Source organism: Nitrospina sp. P1_D6 (genome assembly GCF_052156615.1).
GTDB lineage: Bacteria > Nitrospinota > Nitrospinia > Nitrospinales > Nitrospinaceae > Nitrospina.
Map to the genome: position 1 here is coordinate 154,690 of NZ_JBQKUN010000002.1, position 18,687 is coordinate 173,376.

General features: G+C 58.2%; 18 protein-coding genes. 11 read left to right on the plus strand and 7 right to left on the minus strand.

Annotated elements, in window-relative coordinates; genetic code table 11:
* Positions 1-93: 93 nt before the first annotated feature.
* Positions 94-1,113 carry a copper-containing nitrite reductase gene (gene nirK, locus ACTRXA_RS04360; RefSeq protein WP_442425986.1) on the minus strand — a complete coding sequence of 340 codons (1,020 nt, stop codon included), beginning with the start codon at positions 1,111-1,113 and terminating at the stop codon, positions 94-96.
* Positions 1,114-1,472: 359 nt separating this feature from the next.
* On the opposite strand from nirK, the gene mobB reads away from it, so the two are divergent.
* The 7 genes from mobB (at position 1,473) to ACTRXA_RS04395 (ending at position 10,656) form a co-directional block, all read left to right on the plus strand.
* A complete protein-coding gene (gene mobB, locus ACTRXA_RS04365) occupies positions 1,473-2,603 on the plus strand; it encodes a molybdopterin-guanine dinucleotide biosynthesis protein B (protein WP_442425987.1) in 1,131 nt (376 codons plus the stop codon).
* Position 2,604: 1 nt separating this feature from the next.
* Positions 2,605-3,819 (plus strand): molybdopterin molybdotransferase MoeA, encoded by a 1,215-nt coding sequence (locus ACTRXA_RS04370; RefSeq protein WP_442425988.1) that lies wholly within the window; start codon positions 2,605-2,607, stop codon positions 3,817-3,819.
* Between the two features lie 65 nt (positions 3,820-3,884).
* Positions 3,885-5,663, plus strand: a complete 1,779-nt coding sequence (locus tag ACTRXA_RS04375; RefSeq protein ID WP_442425989.1) for an FG-GAP repeat domain-containing protein — start codon at positions 3,885-3,887, stop codon at positions 5,661-5,663.
* Between the two features lie 141 nt (positions 5,664-5,804).
* Complete coding sequence (locus tag ACTRXA_RS04380) at positions 5,805-7,325, plus strand: alginate export family protein (protein ID WP_442425990.1); 1,521 nt, start codon at positions 5,805-5,807, stop codon at positions 7,323-7,325.
* Positions 7,326-7,661: 336 nt separating this feature from the next.
* Positions 7,662-8,732: a peptidylprolyl isomerase gene (locus tag ACTRXA_RS04385; protein ID WP_442425991.1), complete on the plus strand. Its 1,071-nt coding sequence runs from the start codon at positions 7,662-7,664 to the stop codon at positions 8,730-8,732.
* Positions 8,733-8,816: 84 nt separating this feature from the next.
* The gene (hpnA, locus tag ACTRXA_RS04390; RefSeq protein WP_442425992.1) at positions 8,817-9,806 is read left to right on the plus strand and encodes a hopanoid-associated sugar epimerase; all 990 of its coding nucleotides are present in this window, start codon (positions 8,817-8,819) and stop codon (positions 9,804-9,806) included.
* Between the two features lie 22 nt (positions 9,807-9,828).
* The gene (locus ACTRXA_RS04395; RefSeq protein WP_442425993.1) at positions 9,829-10,656 is read left to right on the plus strand and encodes a carotenoid biosynthesis protein; all 828 of its coding nucleotides are present in this window, start codon (positions 9,829-9,831) and stop codon (positions 10,654-10,656) included.
* Here ACTRXA_RS04395 and ACTRXA_RS04400 read toward each other — a convergent pair.
* Positions 10,636-11,133, minus strand: a complete 498-nt coding sequence (locus ACTRXA_RS04400; RefSeq protein ID WP_442425994.1) for a YajQ family cyclic di-GMP-binding protein — start codon at positions 11,131-11,133, stop codon at positions 10,636-10,638. The genes ACTRXA_RS04395 and ACTRXA_RS04400 overlap by 21 nt on opposite strands.
* Positions 11,134-11,208: 75 nt before the next feature.
* Positions 11,209-11,457 (minus strand): hypothetical protein, encoded by a 249-nt coding sequence (locus ACTRXA_RS04405; RefSeq protein WP_442425995.1) that lies wholly within the window; start codon positions 11,455-11,457, stop codon positions 11,209-11,211.
* A 65-nt stretch (positions 11,458-11,522) separates the two neighbouring features.
* On the opposite strand from ACTRXA_RS04405, the gene ACTRXA_RS04410 reads away from it, so the two are divergent.
* The 4 genes from ACTRXA_RS04410 (at position 11,523) to ACTRXA_RS04425 (ending at position 14,553) form a co-directional block, all read left to right on the plus strand.
* Positions 11,523-12,563, plus strand: coding sequence for an LOG family protein (locus tag ACTRXA_RS04410; protein WP_442425996.1), 1,041 nt, complete (start codon positions 11,523-11,525; stop codon positions 12,561-12,563).
* Positions 12,564-12,848: 285 nt separating this feature from the next.
* Positions 12,849-13,247: a cyclic nucleotide-binding domain-containing protein gene (locus tag ACTRXA_RS04415; RefSeq protein WP_442425997.1), complete on the plus strand. Its 399-nt coding sequence runs from the start codon at positions 12,849-12,851 to the stop codon at positions 13,245-13,247.
* A 185-nt stretch (positions 13,248-13,432) separates the two neighbouring features.
* The gene (locus tag ACTRXA_RS04420; RefSeq protein WP_442426344.1) at positions 13,433-13,750 is read left to right on the plus strand and encodes a hypothetical protein; all 318 of its coding nucleotides are present in this window, start codon (positions 13,433-13,435) and stop codon (positions 13,748-13,750) included.
* Positions 13,705-14,553, plus strand: coding sequence for a glycosyltransferase family 4 protein (locus ACTRXA_RS04425; RefSeq protein WP_442426339.1), 849 nt, complete (start codon positions 13,705-13,707; stop codon positions 14,551-14,553). The genes ACTRXA_RS04420 and ACTRXA_RS04425 overlap by 46 nt, the downstream gene beginning before the upstream one ends.
* Before the next feature lie 34 nt (positions 14,554-14,587).
* On the opposite strand, the gene ACTRXA_RS04430 is transcribed toward ACTRXA_RS04425, so the two are convergent.
* From ACTRXA_RS04430 to ACTRXA_RS04445, 4 genes are all read right to left on the minus strand, one after another.
* Complete coding sequence (locus ACTRXA_RS04430; protein WP_442425998.1) at positions 14,588-15,595, minus strand: ribonuclease Z; 1,008 nt, start codon at positions 15,593-15,595, stop codon at positions 14,588-14,590.
* A gap of 55 nt (positions 15,596-15,650) precedes the next feature.
* Positions 15,651-16,229: a Rap1a/Tai family immunity protein gene (locus tag ACTRXA_RS04435; protein WP_442425999.1), complete on the minus strand. Its 579-nt coding sequence runs from the start codon at positions 16,227-16,229 to the stop codon at positions 15,651-15,653.
* A 300-nt stretch (positions 16,230-16,529) separates the two neighbouring features.
* A protein-coding gene (gene prfB, locus ACTRXA_RS04440; protein ID WP_442426000.1) for a peptide chain release factor 2 occupies positions 16,530-17,634 on the minus strand; the annotation gives its coding sequence in 2 pieces (ribosomal slippage) (positions 16,530-17,573 and positions 17,575-17,634; 1,104 coding nt in all).
* A 95-nt stretch (positions 17,635-17,729) separates the two neighbouring features.
* A complete protein-coding gene (locus ACTRXA_RS04445; RefSeq protein WP_442426001.1) occupies positions 17,730-18,659 on the minus strand; it encodes a spermidine synthase in 930 nt (309 codons plus the stop codon).
* Between the last annotated feature and the right edge of the window lie 28 nt (positions 18,660-18,687).

Below are 18,687 nucleotides of genomic sequence, written 5' to 3' on the forward strand. Positions count from 1 at the left end.
TTCTGGCTGAAGCCCCCTGCCCCCTCCCCGCTTGCGCGGGGAAGGACCAGGTGTTGAGGGGATGGGGCGAGTTGAAAGCCGGAGTGTGGGGGGTCACTTCCCGGCTCGAAAGACGGAAGGGTTCTCTTCCCCTTCCACCTCCAGGTGGCCGATCGCCCCTTTCGCCACCCGGAAAATGCTGTGATCCACCAGGGCATACGTGCCCGGCGCGTCCACCTTAAACTCAACAATGGTCGCACCTGCGGAAGGAATCATGGTGGTCTGCACGTTGGTGTTCACCAGTCCGCCGATGGCACCTTCCATGTACACCTTGTCGAAGATTTCGCCGATGATGTGGAACGAAGACACCCGGTTGGGACCGATGTTGCCGTAGTAAATACGCACGGTTTCGCCGACCTTCGCCTTGAGCGCGTTGTCGAACATCACGCCGCCTTCCTTGCCGTTGAACACGACGTAGGTCGGGTTCTCATCGAGGCCGCGCTGGATGTCGAACTCGACCAGCCCTTCTTTCTTCTGCGTGGTGAAGAACTCGCTTCGCATCACGTAGTATTCGCGGTCCACCGGCGGCAGGCCGCCTTCCGGCTCCACCAGGATCAGTCCGTACATGCCGTTGGCGATATGATCGACAATCTGCCCGGCCGCACAGTGATAAATGAACAGGCCCGGAGCCAGCGCCTTGTACGAGAAGACGCGGGTCTCACCCGGAGCCACGGTGATCACCGCCGCACCGCCACCCGGTCCGTTCACCGCGTGCATGTCGATGTTGTGGTCCTGCGAGTTGGTCTTCGGGTTGGTCAGGTGAAACTGCACCGTGTCGCCCACCCGCACCCGCACCATGGGGCCCGGAACAGTGCCGTTGTAACTCCAGAATTTATATTTGATGCCTTTACCCAATCCATCCGCCAGGTCGCCGACGAATTCCTTCGCCTCAAAATGAACCTCCACCGTTTTCGACTCGGAACGCTGGGTGGGGGACGGCACATTCGGCGCCGTGGCCATGACGGAATCGCCATGCGACCACCCCGGCGCGGCAACGGACAGGATGAACAGGAACAAAATCAGCTGAACGGGTCTAAAGCGCAATCGGGAAAGGGATTCGATCATGTAACTCATACTCCTAAAGGTTAAAAAAAATCCATGGAACAACCTACCGCCTCGTTAATACAAGGCCCGTGCCAAATTCCAAACCACCGTTTTTAAGCTGAATTTACAGGACAGGGCCCTTTCCCTTGTTGCGTTAACTGATCAACGCAACGTTGCAGGCAGTTGCGTGTCGTCGGGCAACTCCTCCTTTTTCTGAATACCGCCTGTTCCTCCAGGTCTGCCGCCCGTAACCGATGGAAACTTATTGACAGACCGCGCGTTATCGCCAATAATAGCTAAATCTCAATAATTGAATAACTTATACCCCACCCCCTTGGCGAAACCTTCTGTTTTGGAAAGCCCGGTGGGAGGTTGATCAAGAAAACCGCATGGACCGCTACTGGGAACGCTTCAAGACCCCATTCCTCTGCTTCGCCGGGTTTTCCGGTGTGGGCAAAACCACCCTGCTCGTGGAGCTGATCAAACGGTTCCGCAGCGACCACATCCGCGCCGGGTATTACAAGCACGACGCACACCGCTTCCAGATGGACAAGGAAGGCAAGGACACCTGGCGCGCCCGGCAGGCGGGGGCGGGCATCCTCACCATCAACGATCCCGAACACTTCGCCATCATCGCCGAAAACCCGTTCAAGAAACGGTCCATCACCCACGCGCTGGAGCAGTGCGACTGTATCCTCATCGAGGGCTACAAGAAATCGCCGTTCAACAAGATCGTGTTCCTCGACGCGGAGGGCCGCCTGCCCATCTCCCGTGACGACACCGGAATCAAGGCGGTGGTGCACCAGGGCGTGATCCACGACACGGGGCTGACCGATCTCGGCATCCCGCTGTTTCACCGCGACGAGGTGGACCGCATCTATGAATTCGTGCGCAGCCATTTTCTCCAGTGCACCAGCCCGATTTACGGCGGCGTGTTCATCGGCGGGCAGAGCAAACGCATGGGCAAGGCCAAGTTCTCGCTCGCTTACAACGGAAAGACGGAAGCCGAACGGATGGTGGACTTGTTGTCGCGGTTCTGCGATAAAGTGGTGTTGTCGGCGCGGCCGGACCAGGACCTGGCCGACCTCGGAGACCTGGCCGATTGCGAGCGGTTGAACGACGAACACAGTGGACTGGGTCCGGTGGGCGGCCTGGCGACGCTCATGGCCAACCACCCGGACAAGGCGTGGCTGGTGGTCGCCTGCGACATGCCGTTCCTGAAGGAACGCAACGTCCGGCACATCATCGAACAACGCGACCCGCTCCGCTACGGCACCTGTTATATGAAGAAAGGACGCCTCGGCGTGGAACCCATGTGCGGCATATACGAACCGAAGTTCATCGTGCCCCTGTTCGAGGCCATGTCGCGGCGCGAACTTTCTTTGTCGCGCATCATCAACGAACTGCCGTTCCATTCCATCAGCGTGCCGGAGGACAACCGTTCCGATTTCATGAATGTCAACACGCCCGAGGAATACGAAGTGGCCCGGGTGAAGCGGGAACAGAAGGAGGAAAACTGAAATGGGCATGATCACCGTCGACGAGGCGTTGTCCAGCATCCTCGCCAAAATCGAACCCAAGGGACTGGAAAAGGTCTCCATCACCGAGGCGCTGGGGCGCGTGCTGGCGGAGGACATCACCGCCCGCCGCGACAACCCGCCGCTCGACAACTCGGCGATGGACGGCTACGCGGTGATCGCGGGCGACATCCAGTCGGCGACGCCGGACAGCCCGGTGAAGCTGGAACTGGTCGATGAAGTCGCCGCCGGGTCCATCGGCACAATCACGCTGAAATCCAACCAGGCGATCCGCATCATGACCGGCGCCCCCATACCTCCCGGCGCCGACGCGGTGCTGATGCAGGAAGACACGGACAAGAACGGCAACTTTGTCTTCGCCAAGGACAAGGCGACGATCGGCGAGAACATCCGCCTCGCGGGAGAAGACGTTAAGACCGGCGATGTGGTGGTGCCGAAGGGCAACGTCATCACCCCGGCGCACGTCGGCATGATGGCGGTGTGCGGCAGAAGCAGCGTCACCGTCGGCCAGCGCCCCACGGTGGCCATCCTTTCCACCGGCGACGAGATCGTCGATCTCGACCAGGTGCCGGAAGGCTCGCAGATCTACAACAGCAACGGCTACATGCTGATGGCGCAGGTGGCCTCAGCCGGCGGCATCCCGCGCTACATGGGGGTCGCCCGGGACGACGAAAAGGACCTGCTGGAAAAATTCGAGTGGGCGCTGGAGAGCGACATCGTGCTCTCCTCCGGCGGCGTGTCGGTCGGCGATTACGACCTGGTGAAGGCAAGCCTCCAGAAAATGGGCAACGAGATGGTGTTCTGGAAAGTCGCCATGAAACCGGGCAAACCGCTTGCCTTCGGCAAAATCGGCGAGACGCCGGTGTTCGGCCTGCCGGGCAACCCGGTGTCCTCGTTCGTGTCGTTCGAGCAGTTTGTGCGCCCGGCGATCAAGAAGATGATGGGTGCGCGCGACCTGAGTCCGCGGACGGTGCAGGCGACCCTCACCGAAACCATCAAGAAAAAAACCGACCGCGTGCATTTCATGAGCGCCGTGGTCTCCTGGGACGGCGGCGACTGCACCGTGACCCCCGCGGAACAGCAGGGGTCCGGGGTGCTCAAGTCCACCGTCGCCGCCAACGGCCTGCTCGTGTTTCCTCTGGAGATAAGCGAACTCCGGAAGGGCGAGCGGGTCACCGTCCAACTTCTGAATACCTGAGGCCGATGCCGAACTTTCTCACCCACTCCCGCACCCCGAGGATTTTTTTCGTCGCATTATTCCTGATGTCCGTTTGGGCGTCTCCCCTCTGGGCCGCCACGGGTTTCGACCGCATGGCGGAACAGATCGAAGCGCAGTTCCCGGACATCCAGGGCATTGTGCTGTCGGTGGAAAACGGCGAGGTTCTGATCGACCTCAAGAAAGGCCAGCCCATCCACTCCGGCGACCGGCTGAAAGTCATCCGTTACGGCGAACAGATCGTGCACCCGGTGACAGGCGAGGTCATCGGCCGCAAGGAAACCGACATCGGCGTCATCGAGGTGACCGAGGTGCGCACCAACTATTCGGTCGCGCGCGCATTGAACACCAACGAACCCATTCAGAACGGCGACGGCGTGGAAAGCCGCTTCCGCAAGATGGTCATCCTGTCCGCGCCGGTGCTGCAGGCGGAGGACCTGTCGCTCGACACGCAGGCGGTCGGACTGGCCATCGAGCGTTCGCTCAAAAAACGTCCGCGCATGGAAGTGCCCGCCTTCGGCATGCAGGCGTGGATGCTGGACCAGGGCCTGCAAGCCGCCGACCTCATGAAACCGCAGGTGCTGGCCAGGCTGAACAAGGAAATCGCCTTCGACCTGCTTCTTCTGTCCAGGGTGGAAACCGTGCAGGGCCAGACGGTGCTCCGTTACCGCGTGGTGGCGGTGGAGGACGGCGCCGTTTTGCAGGAAGCGCGCGTGGTGTTTGATGAAATGACCGCACTGGCCACGCCGGAGAGCGGCACCCAGTCTCAGGCCGCCAAGGAACTGGGGCTGGTGAAGTTCATCGGCAAACAGGATTTCGATTTCGTGCTGGCGGACATGGACGTGGGTGACCTCGACGGTGACGGCGAGCCGGAATTCGTGTTCATCGACCGCAACCAGGTGATGATTTACCGTTTCGTCAAAGGGCAGTACGTCAAAATCGGCACCATCCGCGTGCCGGCGGAGTTCAACCGGTTCCTCACCGTGGACGTGGCGGACATCAATGGCAACGGCCGCGCCGAAATCTTTGTCACCAACCAGGTCGGGCAAAAGCTGGAGAGCTTCATCCTCGAACAGGCGCCGGGCCAGACCCGGTTTGAGAAAATCGCCATCGGCCTCAACCGTTATTTCCGGGTTATCCGTTCCTACAAGGGAGTCCCCCGCCTCCTCACCCAACGGCCCGGAGTGGAGGAACCGTTCGGGTCGGAAGTCCATACCATGGTATATAAGAATAATACCTATAAGGAAGGTGCAAAGTTGGGGTTCGAGCCGTTTTTGAACCAGCAAACGACCCTCTACGGGGTGACCCTGGAGGACACAAATTTCGACAAATCCATTGAAATAATTGTCCTTGACAACAATTACAATTTGAGGGTATATTCGACCGACGGAAAACTGCTAGTAAAATCAGAGGATTACTACGGACACGACCCGCGGCAGATCGAGGTGGGGCTGAAAGACCAACCTTATGTTGACTTTACAGATCCTTACGTTCCCAGGCCCGTCCGTTACAAAGGCAGGCTGGTCCCGGTTCAAAAAAGGAACCAGCGCTTCCTGTTGGTACCGAAAAACCATCGGTTCGGCGGCAACTGGCTGTCGGAACTGGTCGTAATCAACAGCAGCAGTCTGGCATTCATTGCCGTCAACAAGGAGGGGCTTGAGACGGCATTTGAAACCAATAAACAAAAGGGATACCTGGCCGCATTCCAGGTGGTGGGTACGAAGGACTCCCGCAGACATCAAGTCCACGTAGCCACGGTGGCCGACAAGGGCGGCCTCTTCCGGGATGAAAAGATGACCACGTTGTTCGTCTATGACTGGAAGTGATCCCAGACACCAACCATTCAAAAGAGGAGGAACCTGCCCCGCAAAACCCGAGAAAAGTTCGCTCAAGGTCAAGGAGCTTCCCATATAAGCGTTGATACCTGAGTCAAATGAGTTTCATTTCCTTACTTGGAGGAGGTAAGCATGAAAAGGAAACTTTTAGCCGCAGGTGCGGTGGCGGTGGCCGTTTTACTGGCCGGCGTCATGGTCGCCCAGGCGGCAAGTGTCAAGTTCGGCGGTCAAATGCGGCCCCGATACGAGATTTTTGAGCAAAACGATTTCGACAAGAAAACCGATCCCACCCATTTTTTCCTGACACGCATTCGACTGAACGCCGACGTCAACATCGATGACAAAATCGGGGCGTTCATCCAGTTCCAGGCCCGTGGCGTTTACGGTGCCGGCACCGGCGGTCTCATCCCCGGTCCCGCTCCTGGACCCCGCAATGCTGCAGTCCCTGCCGACGGACTCGTTGATGTCGGTCTCCACCAGGCTTATTTCACCGTACAGGACTTTTTTGGCATGCCCGCTGACCTGAAAATCGGTCGGCAGGAAGTCGTTCTGGACGGACACCGCCTGTTCGGTAACACCGGCTGGACCACGGGCGCTCAGTCCGCGGATGCGATTCGCCTGGATCATCATCATGGCGACAACATGTTTTCGTACATCTTCATCAAGGCCATTGAAGCGAATGGTTCCGTACCGTTCGCCGTCGGTGGCAACAGCGCGGGTGCACCGATCAACCTCGGTGGTGCCGGCCCCGGTGGCCTGCTGGGCCAGGGTACTTGTGGCCGTGGCACCGGTTTCGGCGCGGGCGACCTGAGTGACAACTGTGACCGGGAAGACCACGTGTTCTGGGGTAACATCAAGACCCTGGTTCCGAACGCGGTGATCTCTCCGTACCTGGTCATCACGGTGGACAACTCCTGGAACGGTTCCGGCACGTCCGCTGGCAACCCGGACAACGAGATGATCACCGTGGGTGGTCGCATCGCCGGCAACATGGCGGGTTTCGACTACCGCTTTGAAGGTTACTTCCAGGGCGGTCGCGCGGAAGGCATCGCGACGACCATGCCGGCCACGGGAAAGGTGGTTTCCGCCGCAAACCTGGCCGCCTACACCAAAGGCGGCGGGTCGGGTGTTGACCGCCGCGCGTACATGATCGGCGCGCGTCTCGGCAAGTCCTTCAAGAACGTCATGTGGACCCCTTCCGTCACCCTGTGGTACGACCGGCTCTCCGGTACGGACTCCGAGGACGTTCAGGACGGCATCTGGGGTACCTTTGACACCCTTTACGACACCGGTCACAAGTTCTACGGGTACATGGACACGTACCTGAACGCCACCGGTGGCGACACGTCGTACCTGGGTCTCGAGGACATCGCCATCAAAACCGCGATGAACCCCGCGGCTAACTGGACCGTGAAAGCGGATCTTCACTACTTCAAGACCCCGGCCGAAAACATCGATCTGGGCCGCGAGCTGGACATCACCATTGTTCACAAGTACAGCTCGAACCTGACGATGACTGCCGGGTATTCCAACTACTGGGCGGACCCGGGTTTTATCCTGGTCAACCCGCGTGTATCCCGGTCTGCCGGACAGGGCGGAATTGTTGACGGTTCCGCCAACTGGGGTTACGTACAGCTGGACCTGAAGTTCTGATCGTTCTTCAACCCTGTATCACCATCCCCCGGGCGGTTTCGCCCGGGGGATTTTTTTTGCCCGTTACGGGCACCGTTTTACAGAAACGTCCAAACGGCCTATAATGGAATCCATGCTCTTTCAAGCCACCCGGAGTGGCAGCCTAAAACCCGTTGCGCCGGATCCTGCACGCAGGCAAACCCGCGCAACCTCGGAACGGGCCACCCGCCCTGCCGGTCCCTTCACGATTCTCAACACAACATCGGTCGTGCCACCGGGACCGGGCCAAGCCGCGGCCTGAATACCGTCGAGGCCCGTTTCGCACATTGTTCATTCATCAACCTCCAAGGAATTGACATGCACTTCAAGACCCCTTCCAGACTTCTGCTCCCTCTTCTGCTTGCGGCGCTGCTTTTATGGCCCCATGTGTCTATCGCACAGGTGGCGGACACCCATGCGCATGAAGAGGCGCGCATGGAAATCAACGGGCGCCTCGTGCCGCCCATCGTGGCCACCGTCAACGGCAGGGAAATCCCTGGCACCATGCTGGTCAGCCAGGTGCAGATGTACAAGATGTTCCACCAACAGCAGGGGCATCGGGTGAGCCCTGAGCAGGAAGCCGAATACTCCAAAGAAGCGCTCGACAACCTGATCGGACAGGAACTGCTGTTCCAGAAAGCGAAGGAGTGGGAGATCACCGTCGATGAAAAGACCGTGCAGGGTGAGATTCAAAAAATCCAAAGCCAGTTTCCGTCGGAAGAATTATTCAAACGCGCGCTCCACGTGCAGGGACTGAACGAGGACCTCCTGCAGGTCAGCATCGAACGTCAGCTGGTGGAAGAACAGGTCACGCGTACCCGGCTCGCGCCCAAAGCCAACGTCTCGGATGCGGCCGTGAAAACATTTTACGAGGAGAACCGGGAACAGTTCCTGCAACCGCCGCGCTGGGAATTTTCACACATCTTCACCGCGGCCCTGAAACAGGAAGAGCCGGAAGACCCGAAACTCACAGAGCGCTTCCAAAAACTCCAGAACCTGGTGGAGGCCGATGCACGGAAGAAAATTGAAAACGCGTTGAAAGAAATCAAATCCGGCAAACAGTTTCAGGACGTCGCCAAAGAATATTCCGAACACGAGGAAACGCGCAAAAACGGCGGCAAATGGGGTACCATGGCCCAGCATGAAATGCCGGAAGAGATTTATGAGGTCGTCTCCAAATTGAAACCCGGCCAAACCTCGGGCATCGTACGCAGTGAGTATGGGTTCCACATCCTGCGTCTGGACGCGGCGCTTCCGGAAGAGGTGGTTCCGCTCGACCAGGTGAAGACCGACCTGCTGAACCACCTGCTGAAAGAAGAAGTAAAAAAAGAAAAGGACAAGCTGGTTTCCGAACTGCGCGATGAGGCGGATGTCGAGGTGTTCTTTTAAAGACAGGTCTTTCAGAACCACCCCCTGCCCCTTCATGACAGGAAGGGGACACCCAAAAAACTGCATGACCACTTCAAATCCAAAATGAAAACACTGGTAACAGGAACAACGGGGTTTCTCGGCTCGGCGATCGCGCGCGAGCTGATCCTGTCCGGCCGCACGGTGAAAGTGCTGGTGCGGCAGGGGTCGGACCTGCGCAACCTTTCCGGGCTCGACGTGGAAGTCGTTCACGGCGACCTGCGCGATCCGGATTCCCTCGCACGCGCACTCGACAAGTGCGATACGCTCTACCACGCGGCCGCCTACTACAGCCTGTGGAGCCGCGACCGCAAGATGGTGTACGACATCAACGTCACCGGCACGCGCAACATCCTGGATGCAGCAAAGCAGGCGGACCTGAAACGCGTCGTGTACACCAGCACCGTCGGCTGCATCGGCCTCACCCAGAACGGCACTCCGGGCAACGAAACCACTCCGTTCAACGAGGCCACCCTCTGCAACGATTACAAGCGGTCGAAGTGGGAAGCGGAACAGGTGGCTCTGGAATTTGCCAAAAACGGTCTGCCGGTGGTCATCGTCAATCCCAGTGCACCGGTGGGACCGCGCGACATCAAACCCACTCCGACGGGAAAGGTGATCCAGGATTTCCTGAACGGCAACATGCCGGCATACCTCGACACCGGACTCAACCTGATCGACGTGCGCGACTGTGCACGCGGCCACCTGCTGGCGGAAGAACGCGGCGAGGCAGGCGAGCGTTACATCCTGGGCAACCGCAACATGTCGCTCAAGGAAATCCTCGACGCGCTGTCGAAGATCACCGGCATTCCCGCGCCGAAAGTGCAGATGCCTTACTGGGTGGCCTACACGGCGGGATGGGTTTGCGACGCGGTGTCGAACGTCATCACGCACAAGCCGCCGGCCGTGCCGCTGGGCGGCGTCAAGATGGCGAAATACCACATGTACTTTGATGCTTCGAAGGCGGTCCGGGAACTGGGACTGCCGCAGAACCCGGTGGAACAGGCGTTGAGCGACGCCGTTCACTGGATGCGCGAACACGGGCTCGCCCGCTGAGATTGCACGCACACGACCTGTTATGGATTTTCTCAACCTGCTGATCGGGACGGTCCTGCTCCGGCCCTACGTGTTTGTCTTCCTCGCGATCTACCTGACGCTTGCAGTCTGGCATTTCGGCTGGAAGCGATCCGCCCTGTTCACGGTGATCGCCTACGGCATCGCTTTCCTCTCCGAGTACTCCTCGACGCGCAACGGATTCCCCTACGGTTACTACAGCTACATCGACACCACCCGCGACCAGGAGTTGTGGATCGCCAACGTGCCGTTCATGGATTCGCTGTCGTATTCGTTCCTGACCTACGTCGCTTACACCATGGCGTTGTTCCTTTTTGCGCCGCTCAAGCGAAACGGCTGGGACATCCGTTTCGGCGACACATCGAAGGTACGTCATTCGTTGAAGGTGGTGTTTTCCGGCGCGGTGCTGTTCATGCTGATGGACGTCGTGATCGATCCCGTCGCGTTTCGCGGCGACCGCTGGTTTCTCGGCAAGATCTACACGTACCAGGAGGAGGGGGAATACTTCAACATTCCGCTCACCAATTTCGGCGGCTGGGTGATCACCGGGGCGGCGATCCTCTTCACGTTCACGCGCGTGAATCGCTGGCTGGAAAGCCGGCCGGGATTCCGCGACGCCGGCCAGCGCGAGGTGCCCTACCAGGCGTTGTTGGGGCCGGCCCTCTACTTCGGGGTGTTGCTGTTCAACCTGGCGGTGACGTTTTACATCGGCGAGGGGGTGCTGGGCCTGTGCGGTACGGTGCTGACGCTGGCGATTCTGGGGGTGATGGTGTTGCGGCTGCGGCGTCCCGACCTGCTTCCGGTCAAAACGTCACCGGTAATTGGTGAATGACATGGCGATGTCGAAATCCTTCGCCTTGAGCTGAGCGATCACTTCCTGCAGGTCGTCGCGGCTCTTGCCGGTCACCCGCACCTGGTCGTCCATCACCTGACCCTGCACCTTCACTTTCAGCCCCTTGATGAACTTGACAATTTCCTTGCCCTTGTCCTGCGGGATGCCCTGTTGCAGGCTGACGTACTGGCGCACGGTGTCGCCCGCCGCCGCTTCCACCTTGCCGTAATTGAGCGCTTTGATGGGAACCTTGCGCTTGATCAGCTTGCCCTGCAGGATATCGACGACGGACTTCAGCTTGATCTCGTCGTCGGAAACCAGCACCAGCCGGTTTTCCTTCTCTTCCAGCTCCACGCTGCTCTTGCTGTTTTTGAAATCGAAACGCTGGCGGATTTCCATCATCGCCTGGTTGACGGCGTTGCGCACTTCACTCAGGTCGACTTCGGACACAATATCAAACGAACAGGATTTGGCCATCTTGCTTGCTCCGTTTTATGGAATGAGTTGAACCGGGATTTGGGGCCGCCGGGCAGGGGTGCGGCAAAGACGGGATCAATGAATCTTGGTATTCATGTAAAAACCGTAAACGAACATCGCGATGGTGACGAGCACAATGGAGTCGTCCACCAGAATCTGTTTCCAGGACGGGGAGTCGTCATGCAGCAACCAGGGAACGATGACAAACATCACCGCCAGGAAACCCAGCGCCAGCATGCCGACGATCGAGTACAAAAGGATCTTGGTGTTCGCATCGCTCATGCCCGTTTCTTCCTTTTCAGATTCCTTGCGCGAATCATTCATGATAAGGTAATTCCTCTTTTTTCATTGCGGTTGACCGGGATGCGTCCGGTTGCTGGAGTTCGTGGATGCCCAAGAACCATTATAGCGTAGGAGATCCAAAAGCCGAGGAGTTGATTGCCCAGCTGCAGGAATTCTGCACCGACCCTTCCCTGCGCGACCTGTTCCGCGAAATGCTGACGACGGTGCTCAAGGTCGGTTTGGAACACCAGGACCGGGGTGATTACAAACTCATGAATACCACATTAAAGGAGTTGCGTCACGCCTTTCGCGTTTTCGAAGATTACCGCGATTCCCGCAAAGCGGTCATCTTCGGCTCCGCGCGTACCTCGCACACAGACCCCAACTACCTGATGGCACGGGACTTTGCCGAACAACTGGCCGACCGGGGGATGATGATCATCACCGGAGCGGGCGGCGGCATCATGGAAGCGGCCAACGCCGGGGCCGGGCCCGACCGCAGTTTCGGCATCAACATCGACCTGCCCTTCGAACAACGCGCCAACCCACACATCCACGGCGACCCGAAACTGATGTCGTTCAAATACTTCTTCACCCGCAAGCTGTTCTTCATCAAGGAATCCGACGCCACCGTGCTGTTTCCCGGCGGGTTCGGCACCCTCGACGAGGGCTTCGAAAACCTCACCCTGTTCCAGACCGGAAAAACCGAACCGCGCCCCATCGTGCTGGCCGATGCGGAAGACGACACCTACTGGCAACGCTGGGAAGCCTACGTGCAGAACGAACTGCTCGACAACGGCTACATTTCGGAAGCCGACCTGAGCCTGTTCAAGATCGTCAAAAACGTCGAAGAGGGGGTCGATTACATCCTCGACTACTACACTGTGTACCATTCCTTTCGCTACGTACACGACCTCACCGTCCTGCGTTTCATCAAATCCATCCCCGATTCGCTGGTCAAGGACCTCAACGTCGAGTACAAGGACATCCTCCTGCGCGGCGAGATCCAGAAATCCGAAGCCCTGCCGGAAGAGGTGAGCGCCGGGGAAGCGCCGAACCTGCCCCGCCTGACCCTGAACTTCAACAAACACTTCTTCGGGCGCCTCAACGAGATGATCCTGCAAATCAACCGCGAGCTGAAAGACTGAGTCCCGCTCCCCCTCACACGGCCCATCGATTCCCTTCATTCAAATCCGGACCTCTCATCCATGCATGATCCATTAAAAATTTAACTTTTTTTATAAAATTTTTTCTTTAATTTATCCTAAATCATACACCTAGGATCCCCGGATATGCACTTTCGTGGCCAGCCGTCTGCTTTTAAGTGGCCCTTAATCAGCATATCTTCATTTTTAGTCCTTCTAAGTCTCCAGTTGGCAAGGTAATTGCTGTTTTACTGGTACAACCTGACTATTTGGTATGGAGACTCAACCATGAAAACCCGGCAATATTTGAAAGAAGGCCAGATTCTTTTCCGCGAAGGCAGTCCAAGCGACTTCATTTTCGTGGTCGAAAAAGGCGAGTTTGAAGTGTCCCGTTACAACCGGGACGGCCGCGTGGAGGTCATTGACGTTCTGGGGCCCGACGACATTTTCGGCGAACTGGGCGTCATTGAAAGCCGCCCGCGTACGGCGACGGTCCGCGCCCTGAAAGACGGCGTGGTGGCCATCGTTTCCAAGGAAGAAATGCTTCGCACGGTGAGGCAGAACCCGCAGGCCTTGATGCTGATTCTGAAGACGATGGCGCAGCGCGTGCGTCAGGCCTCGCAGGGCCGGAAGAAGAAAGTCCTGCGCGCCCGATCGAAACACGACTTGGCCCCTCAAGCAGTGTAATCTCCCTTTCCAAGTTTCCCTAAACTGGAGATGAGGGGTCACTTGGGGCCGTAGACCTGGTTCACCCTGTCCCCGCCGGGTCTACGGCCCCTCCCTTTTTTTCGCCCGTTTACAGCCACCGCCCCCTGCGGTAGAATGCGGGCAGTGCACATCCTTGCTTTCAACCCTCCTCTCCCGGTTGAACTTTGAGAATTCTGAGAACCCTGCAAACCTTCCTCCCGGAAGAAGACGACGCCTCCCGTCAAGCCTGGGAGTTGTCGCGTCACCTGGAAAAACAGGGCGTGCCCTCCCCCATTCTCACAACCTATTTGCACACCGACCCACATCTGCCGGAAAAGGAAATCGCCGACGGCGTGGCCATTCGCCGACTTCCGGTGCAGGCGGGCATGATGGGTTACGGATTCAGCCTGGGCGCCATCGGTTACCTGCGCCGCTTCGACCTGCTCCACGCACACGGATTCCGCGACTTCCTCACCGACACCGCTTTTTTTTTGCCCTCTTAAAGAAAAAGAAATGCGTCATCAGCACCCACGGCACGTTGCTGCCGGGGTCGAGCCGCAAGGATGGCTTTCCGCCGCGCCTGCATGACCTGTTGACGCTGAAGACGGCGATCCGCCGCGCCGACGCGGTGGTGGTGGGATCGAAGGCGGAATACGACGAGGCCCGGCAGATCGGGGTGGACGCAGAACGGCTTCATATCATTCCGCCGGGAATCGACGTGGTGCATCCGCCTCCGCCCGCACCGGCTTCGCGCAACGCGCTCCGCTTGCTATACGTGGGAGAATTGCACCCGAACCGCAGGCTGGAACTCATCCTGCGCGCGGCGAGGAACCTCACGGTGCCGTTCGCCATCGACCTAGCGGAATGGGGTGATCCCACTCCGGGGGCCGACGCATACGTCGAATCGATCAAAAAACTGGGGAAGGTGCTGGGCGTCGAGGATCGTTTGCACATCCACCGTGCCAACGAGCGCGAGGACCTGGACCGGTTGTACCGCACCGCCGACGTGTTCGTGTATCCCGTCGGACACGAGTCATTGGGTCTGCCTCTGCTGGAGGCGGCGGCCTACGGGCTGCCCATCGTCTCCACTCCCGCCGGACTCACGCAGGACCTGGTGGTTGCGGGGGAGACCGGATTCGTCGTGCCCGCCGACCCGGACACCATCGGCGACCGCATCATGAAACTGTCGAACGCCGAGACGCGGCAGGCGTTCCGCGACCGCATCCGCGCGCAGGTGCGCGACCGCTTCGGCTGGAACCACATCACCCAGCGCACCCTCCACCTGTACCAGTCCCTGCTTCGTTGATTCAAATTAAAAAGAAAGGATAACCGGAGAACGGTCACTGACCCAGAAACGCATCCTGCGCTTCCTTCTGGAGTTGCTCGACGGCGTCGGTGTGGCGCGGTGAGAAATGGAAGGTACGCAACTCCCTCACCCCGCCGGCACGGGCGAGGAGCCCCGCCTGCCTGGACGTCAGGTGACAGCGTTCGCGCGCGCGCTCTTCTTCTTCCGCGATGAACGGCGACTCGCAGTAAAACACGTCGGCATCTTTGATGAGTTCGACGATGCGCTCCGCATTTTCCGGGTTGTACACGGTATCGACGACGTAGGCGATCTTCTGCCCTTCGGTCACCGTAACAAGTTCACGCTGGAGTTCCCCCAGCGTGCGCGTCTCCGGCGTGGCGTGGCCGCGGGGTCCAGTGGGCACCTCGATCTTCGTGTCCTCCGGCCGGCCTTCGAGGATGGCCTGTTTGAGCTGGTTCAACCACTTGCCCGGAGTGAAGCCCATCTGCTCCAGCCGATCCTTGTTGATGTTGAGGTGTTTCGATTCTTTCAGCGCGAAACCGAGGCACGGAACGCGGTGTTCCAGAATCGACGCCTGCACGGTGAACCCGGGCTCCTGCCAGATGACGCGGTTTTCATACGGGCGCGTTGTCTCATTACTGCGCCGGAAACGGTCGATGGCGCGGAAGGTCGCGGTCTTCAAATGATCCGGATGCACCTCGGTGACTTCGATGTCGATCGACTCCTCGTAGCGGTCCACCAGGTTCCAGGTGAAGCCCCCCAGCTTGCCCTCGACGTTGGCGATGAAGTGTTCCGGCCCGAACAGGCGGAGCGTGTGGCCGCGGCCGAAGGCGATGCGCAGCAGCCGGTCGAAGCCGATGAAGTGGTCGATGTGCGTGTGGCTGACGAACACGTGGCTGACTTTAAGGAGATCGACATTGGCGATGCGGTGAATTTCGCCCAGGTCGAACAACAGCGCGCGCTTTTCATACAGAAAACGCACGAACAGGCCCGGGTCGCCCAACGGATCGTTCACCAGCGATGGATGCAAAATCGGTTTCATTTTTTGCAAAACTTTCCTGTCAGCCAACTTTTTCATCAACCCTATCAAAGGAAATTTACTCTCCTTTTTCCGGGTTACTTAATTCCTCTAACTGTTTCAATACGTCTTCGATAGACTCATTAACCTTCTGACCGTCCAACGGTTTGAGTTTAGAAGCATTTTTCTTTCCACTACTTATTTCACAAGGAGACGCGTTATTATATGCTCCTATCACTGAAAAAATTCTTGAGGCCTTTAAATATTCTGGATTGTCACGCAAGTATTTGATGACAGCATTTCTTAAATCGTGAACGGTAATCGATTTGCAAGATTTGTTTTCGTTTAAGGTTGCCCTCCAAAGCCCTAGCGCCTCAGCAGCTCCATAAAGATACCCAATGCATAAATGAAGATTATTAAGGCTCTCCCTATCCATCTGGAGTAATAGTTTCTTTCCTTCTAATAATCCAATATCATTGAGGCCCTCGGATTTTTTAGGATCTCTTGCCATGCTTACAAACCCCCTAATAAGCGCCTCGCCTTTCTCATCGAAAGAACACATCTCTAGCAAACCCCAACCATCCTGATAATCGCTTTCTGCAAATAACTTACTGGGGAACACAACGACAAAAAACATAATCACCAAGATTATTCTCATGTTCTGCCCCTCCTCAGTTTTTCGACTTTCCCTTTCTCCAATAAAGGAGCAAAGTAAACCATTAAACACCCTCACCCCCCACTTCCATCAAGGGAGAGGGAGTCGTCAAAGTTCCTTCTCCCCTCGCGGGAGAAGGGCAGGATGAGGAGGATTCTTCCATTGCCATCTGTCATCCTTCACGCAGTGAAGGATCTCGATGCCCATGCAGACTCATTAGAAATGTCATCCATCGCTTCGCTCTGAATGACAAACCGAAAAGGGGAAAGCCCCCCCAACCCCCTTCGGAGAAGGGGGTGCGGATCAGGCCGAAACCTTTTCGTTCATGAGGAAGGCTTCGATGAAGCGGTTGAGGTCGCCGTCGAGCACCGACTCCACGTCGCCCATCTCCACCTGCGTGCGCAGGTCCTTGACCAGCTGGTACGGATGCAGGACGTAGGAACGGATCTGGCTTCCCCACTCGATCTTCTTCTTGCCCTTTGCAAGATTGCGTTTTTCCTCTTCCTGTTTTTCGAGCTCGATCTCGTACAGCCGGGACTTCAGCACCTTCATTGCCGACGCCTTGTTCTTGTGCTGGGAGCGTTCGTTCTGGCACTGCACCACGATGCCCGTCGGCATGTGCGTGATGCGCACCGCGGAGTCGGTGGTGTTGACGCCCTGTCCGCCCGGACCCGACGCGCGGTACACGTCGATCTTGAGATCGTCGTCTTTCACTTCCACGTCGATGTCCTCCGCCACCTCCGGGAACACGAACACCGACGCGAACGAAGTGTGCCGCCGCTTGTTGGCGTCGTAGGGGGAAATGCGCACGAGGCGGTGCACGCCGATCTCGGCTTTGAGGTAACCGTAGGCGTAGTCGCCGACGAAGTTCACCGTGGCGCTTTTGATGCCCGCTTCGTCGCCGTACTGCATGTCGAGCACTTCGGTCTTGTAGCCGTTGCGGTCGCCCCAGCGCAGGTACATGCGCAGGAGCATCTGCGCCCAGTCCTGCGATTCGGTACCGCCGGCGCCGGAGTTGATGTTGAGGATCGCGTTGTTGCCGTCGTTGTCGCCGGAGAGCATCGCCTTGAGTTCGGCTTCGGTGAGCGCCTGCTCGAGATCGTTCACCAGCGTCTCGCCCTCACCTTCCATGGACGCATCTTCCTCCTCTTCCATCAGGTCCAGCATGGCGTCGAGGTCTTCGCTTTGCTTGATGAGGTCCTGGTACACCTTGACGGTGCGCTGGAGGGAGGCGCGACGTTGTAAAATCTTCTGCGCGGCTTCGTTGTCGTTCCAGAAATCGGGCGCGGCGGTTTTGGCGTCGAGGGTTTCGATTTCTTTCAGTTTGTCATCGACGTCAAAGAAACCCCCTGATCCGCTCGATCCGTTTCACCTGTTCGCGATGCTGTTTTTTCAACTCGTCGATCATAACGACGCCACCTCCTGATAGGAATGTTTAACGATTGATGATGAGTCCCCGTATTGTCGCCGAGAACCGCACCCGGCGCAACGGTCCGGAGCGGGTCAATGCGCGTTGACAAGCGTGTAGGGAATCTTGCCCACGGGGTCGAGCCGGTTGTTGTTGTCGATAATGCGTTTGAGATCGTTTCCCTGGATGGCGTCCACGAACACCCGTGCCGAGGGCGACGTGACGTCGGGTTCCACCCACCGTTCGGCCAGATGGACCAGGTCCAGGTTCATGCCCGGAGGCCCGGGATACGCCGCCGCCCGTTTTTTCAGGGCGTCCGCGGTCATCCGGGATTTATCACGGGTGCCCACCGCCACCGTGGCGCGGCCTTCTTCGTCCTCGAAAAAATACAGGTGTTCGAACACGGCGGTCAAGGTCTTCCAGTCCGAGGGTTTGTGAATGTTGCTCGGCCCGTACAGGTTTGTCGCCACCACCCCGTCCGGAGACAGCACAGCGCGCAGGTTTTCATAAAACTCCACCGTTTTCAGATGAAACGGGATCGATCCGCTTTTGAACGCGTCGAGGATCACCAGGTCGTAATGCCATTTTCCCCGGACACGCTCCAGAAAGCTGCGCCCATCCTCGGTGTGCACGGTCACGCCATTCTGGTCGAGCGCATAAAAGAATCGTCGGCACAGGCGCGTGACCTTGGCATCGATTTCCACCACGTCGATCACCAAACCCGGGAACCAGTGCGACAGCGCCGCAGGCAGCACTCCGCCGCCCTGCCCGATAACGAGCACCCGTTTGGGGGGTGGCCGGAACAGCAGAGCCACCAGGGTCAACCGCGAATACACCAGCACCAGCTCCCGGGGCCGGGCGGGGTCGATGCGGCTTTGCAGGAAAAAGTCGCCGTTGCCCTTGAACCACATCTCGCGGTGCGTCCCGCTCTGGATGACGAAGATATCGTTGTACCGGCTGCGGGCGTGGGCCAGCACCTTCAAATCCTCGCCTGTTTCCTGATTTTTCGTCGGTTGGAAACTCATAGCCCGGACAGAGTAGAGAGGCGTTTCA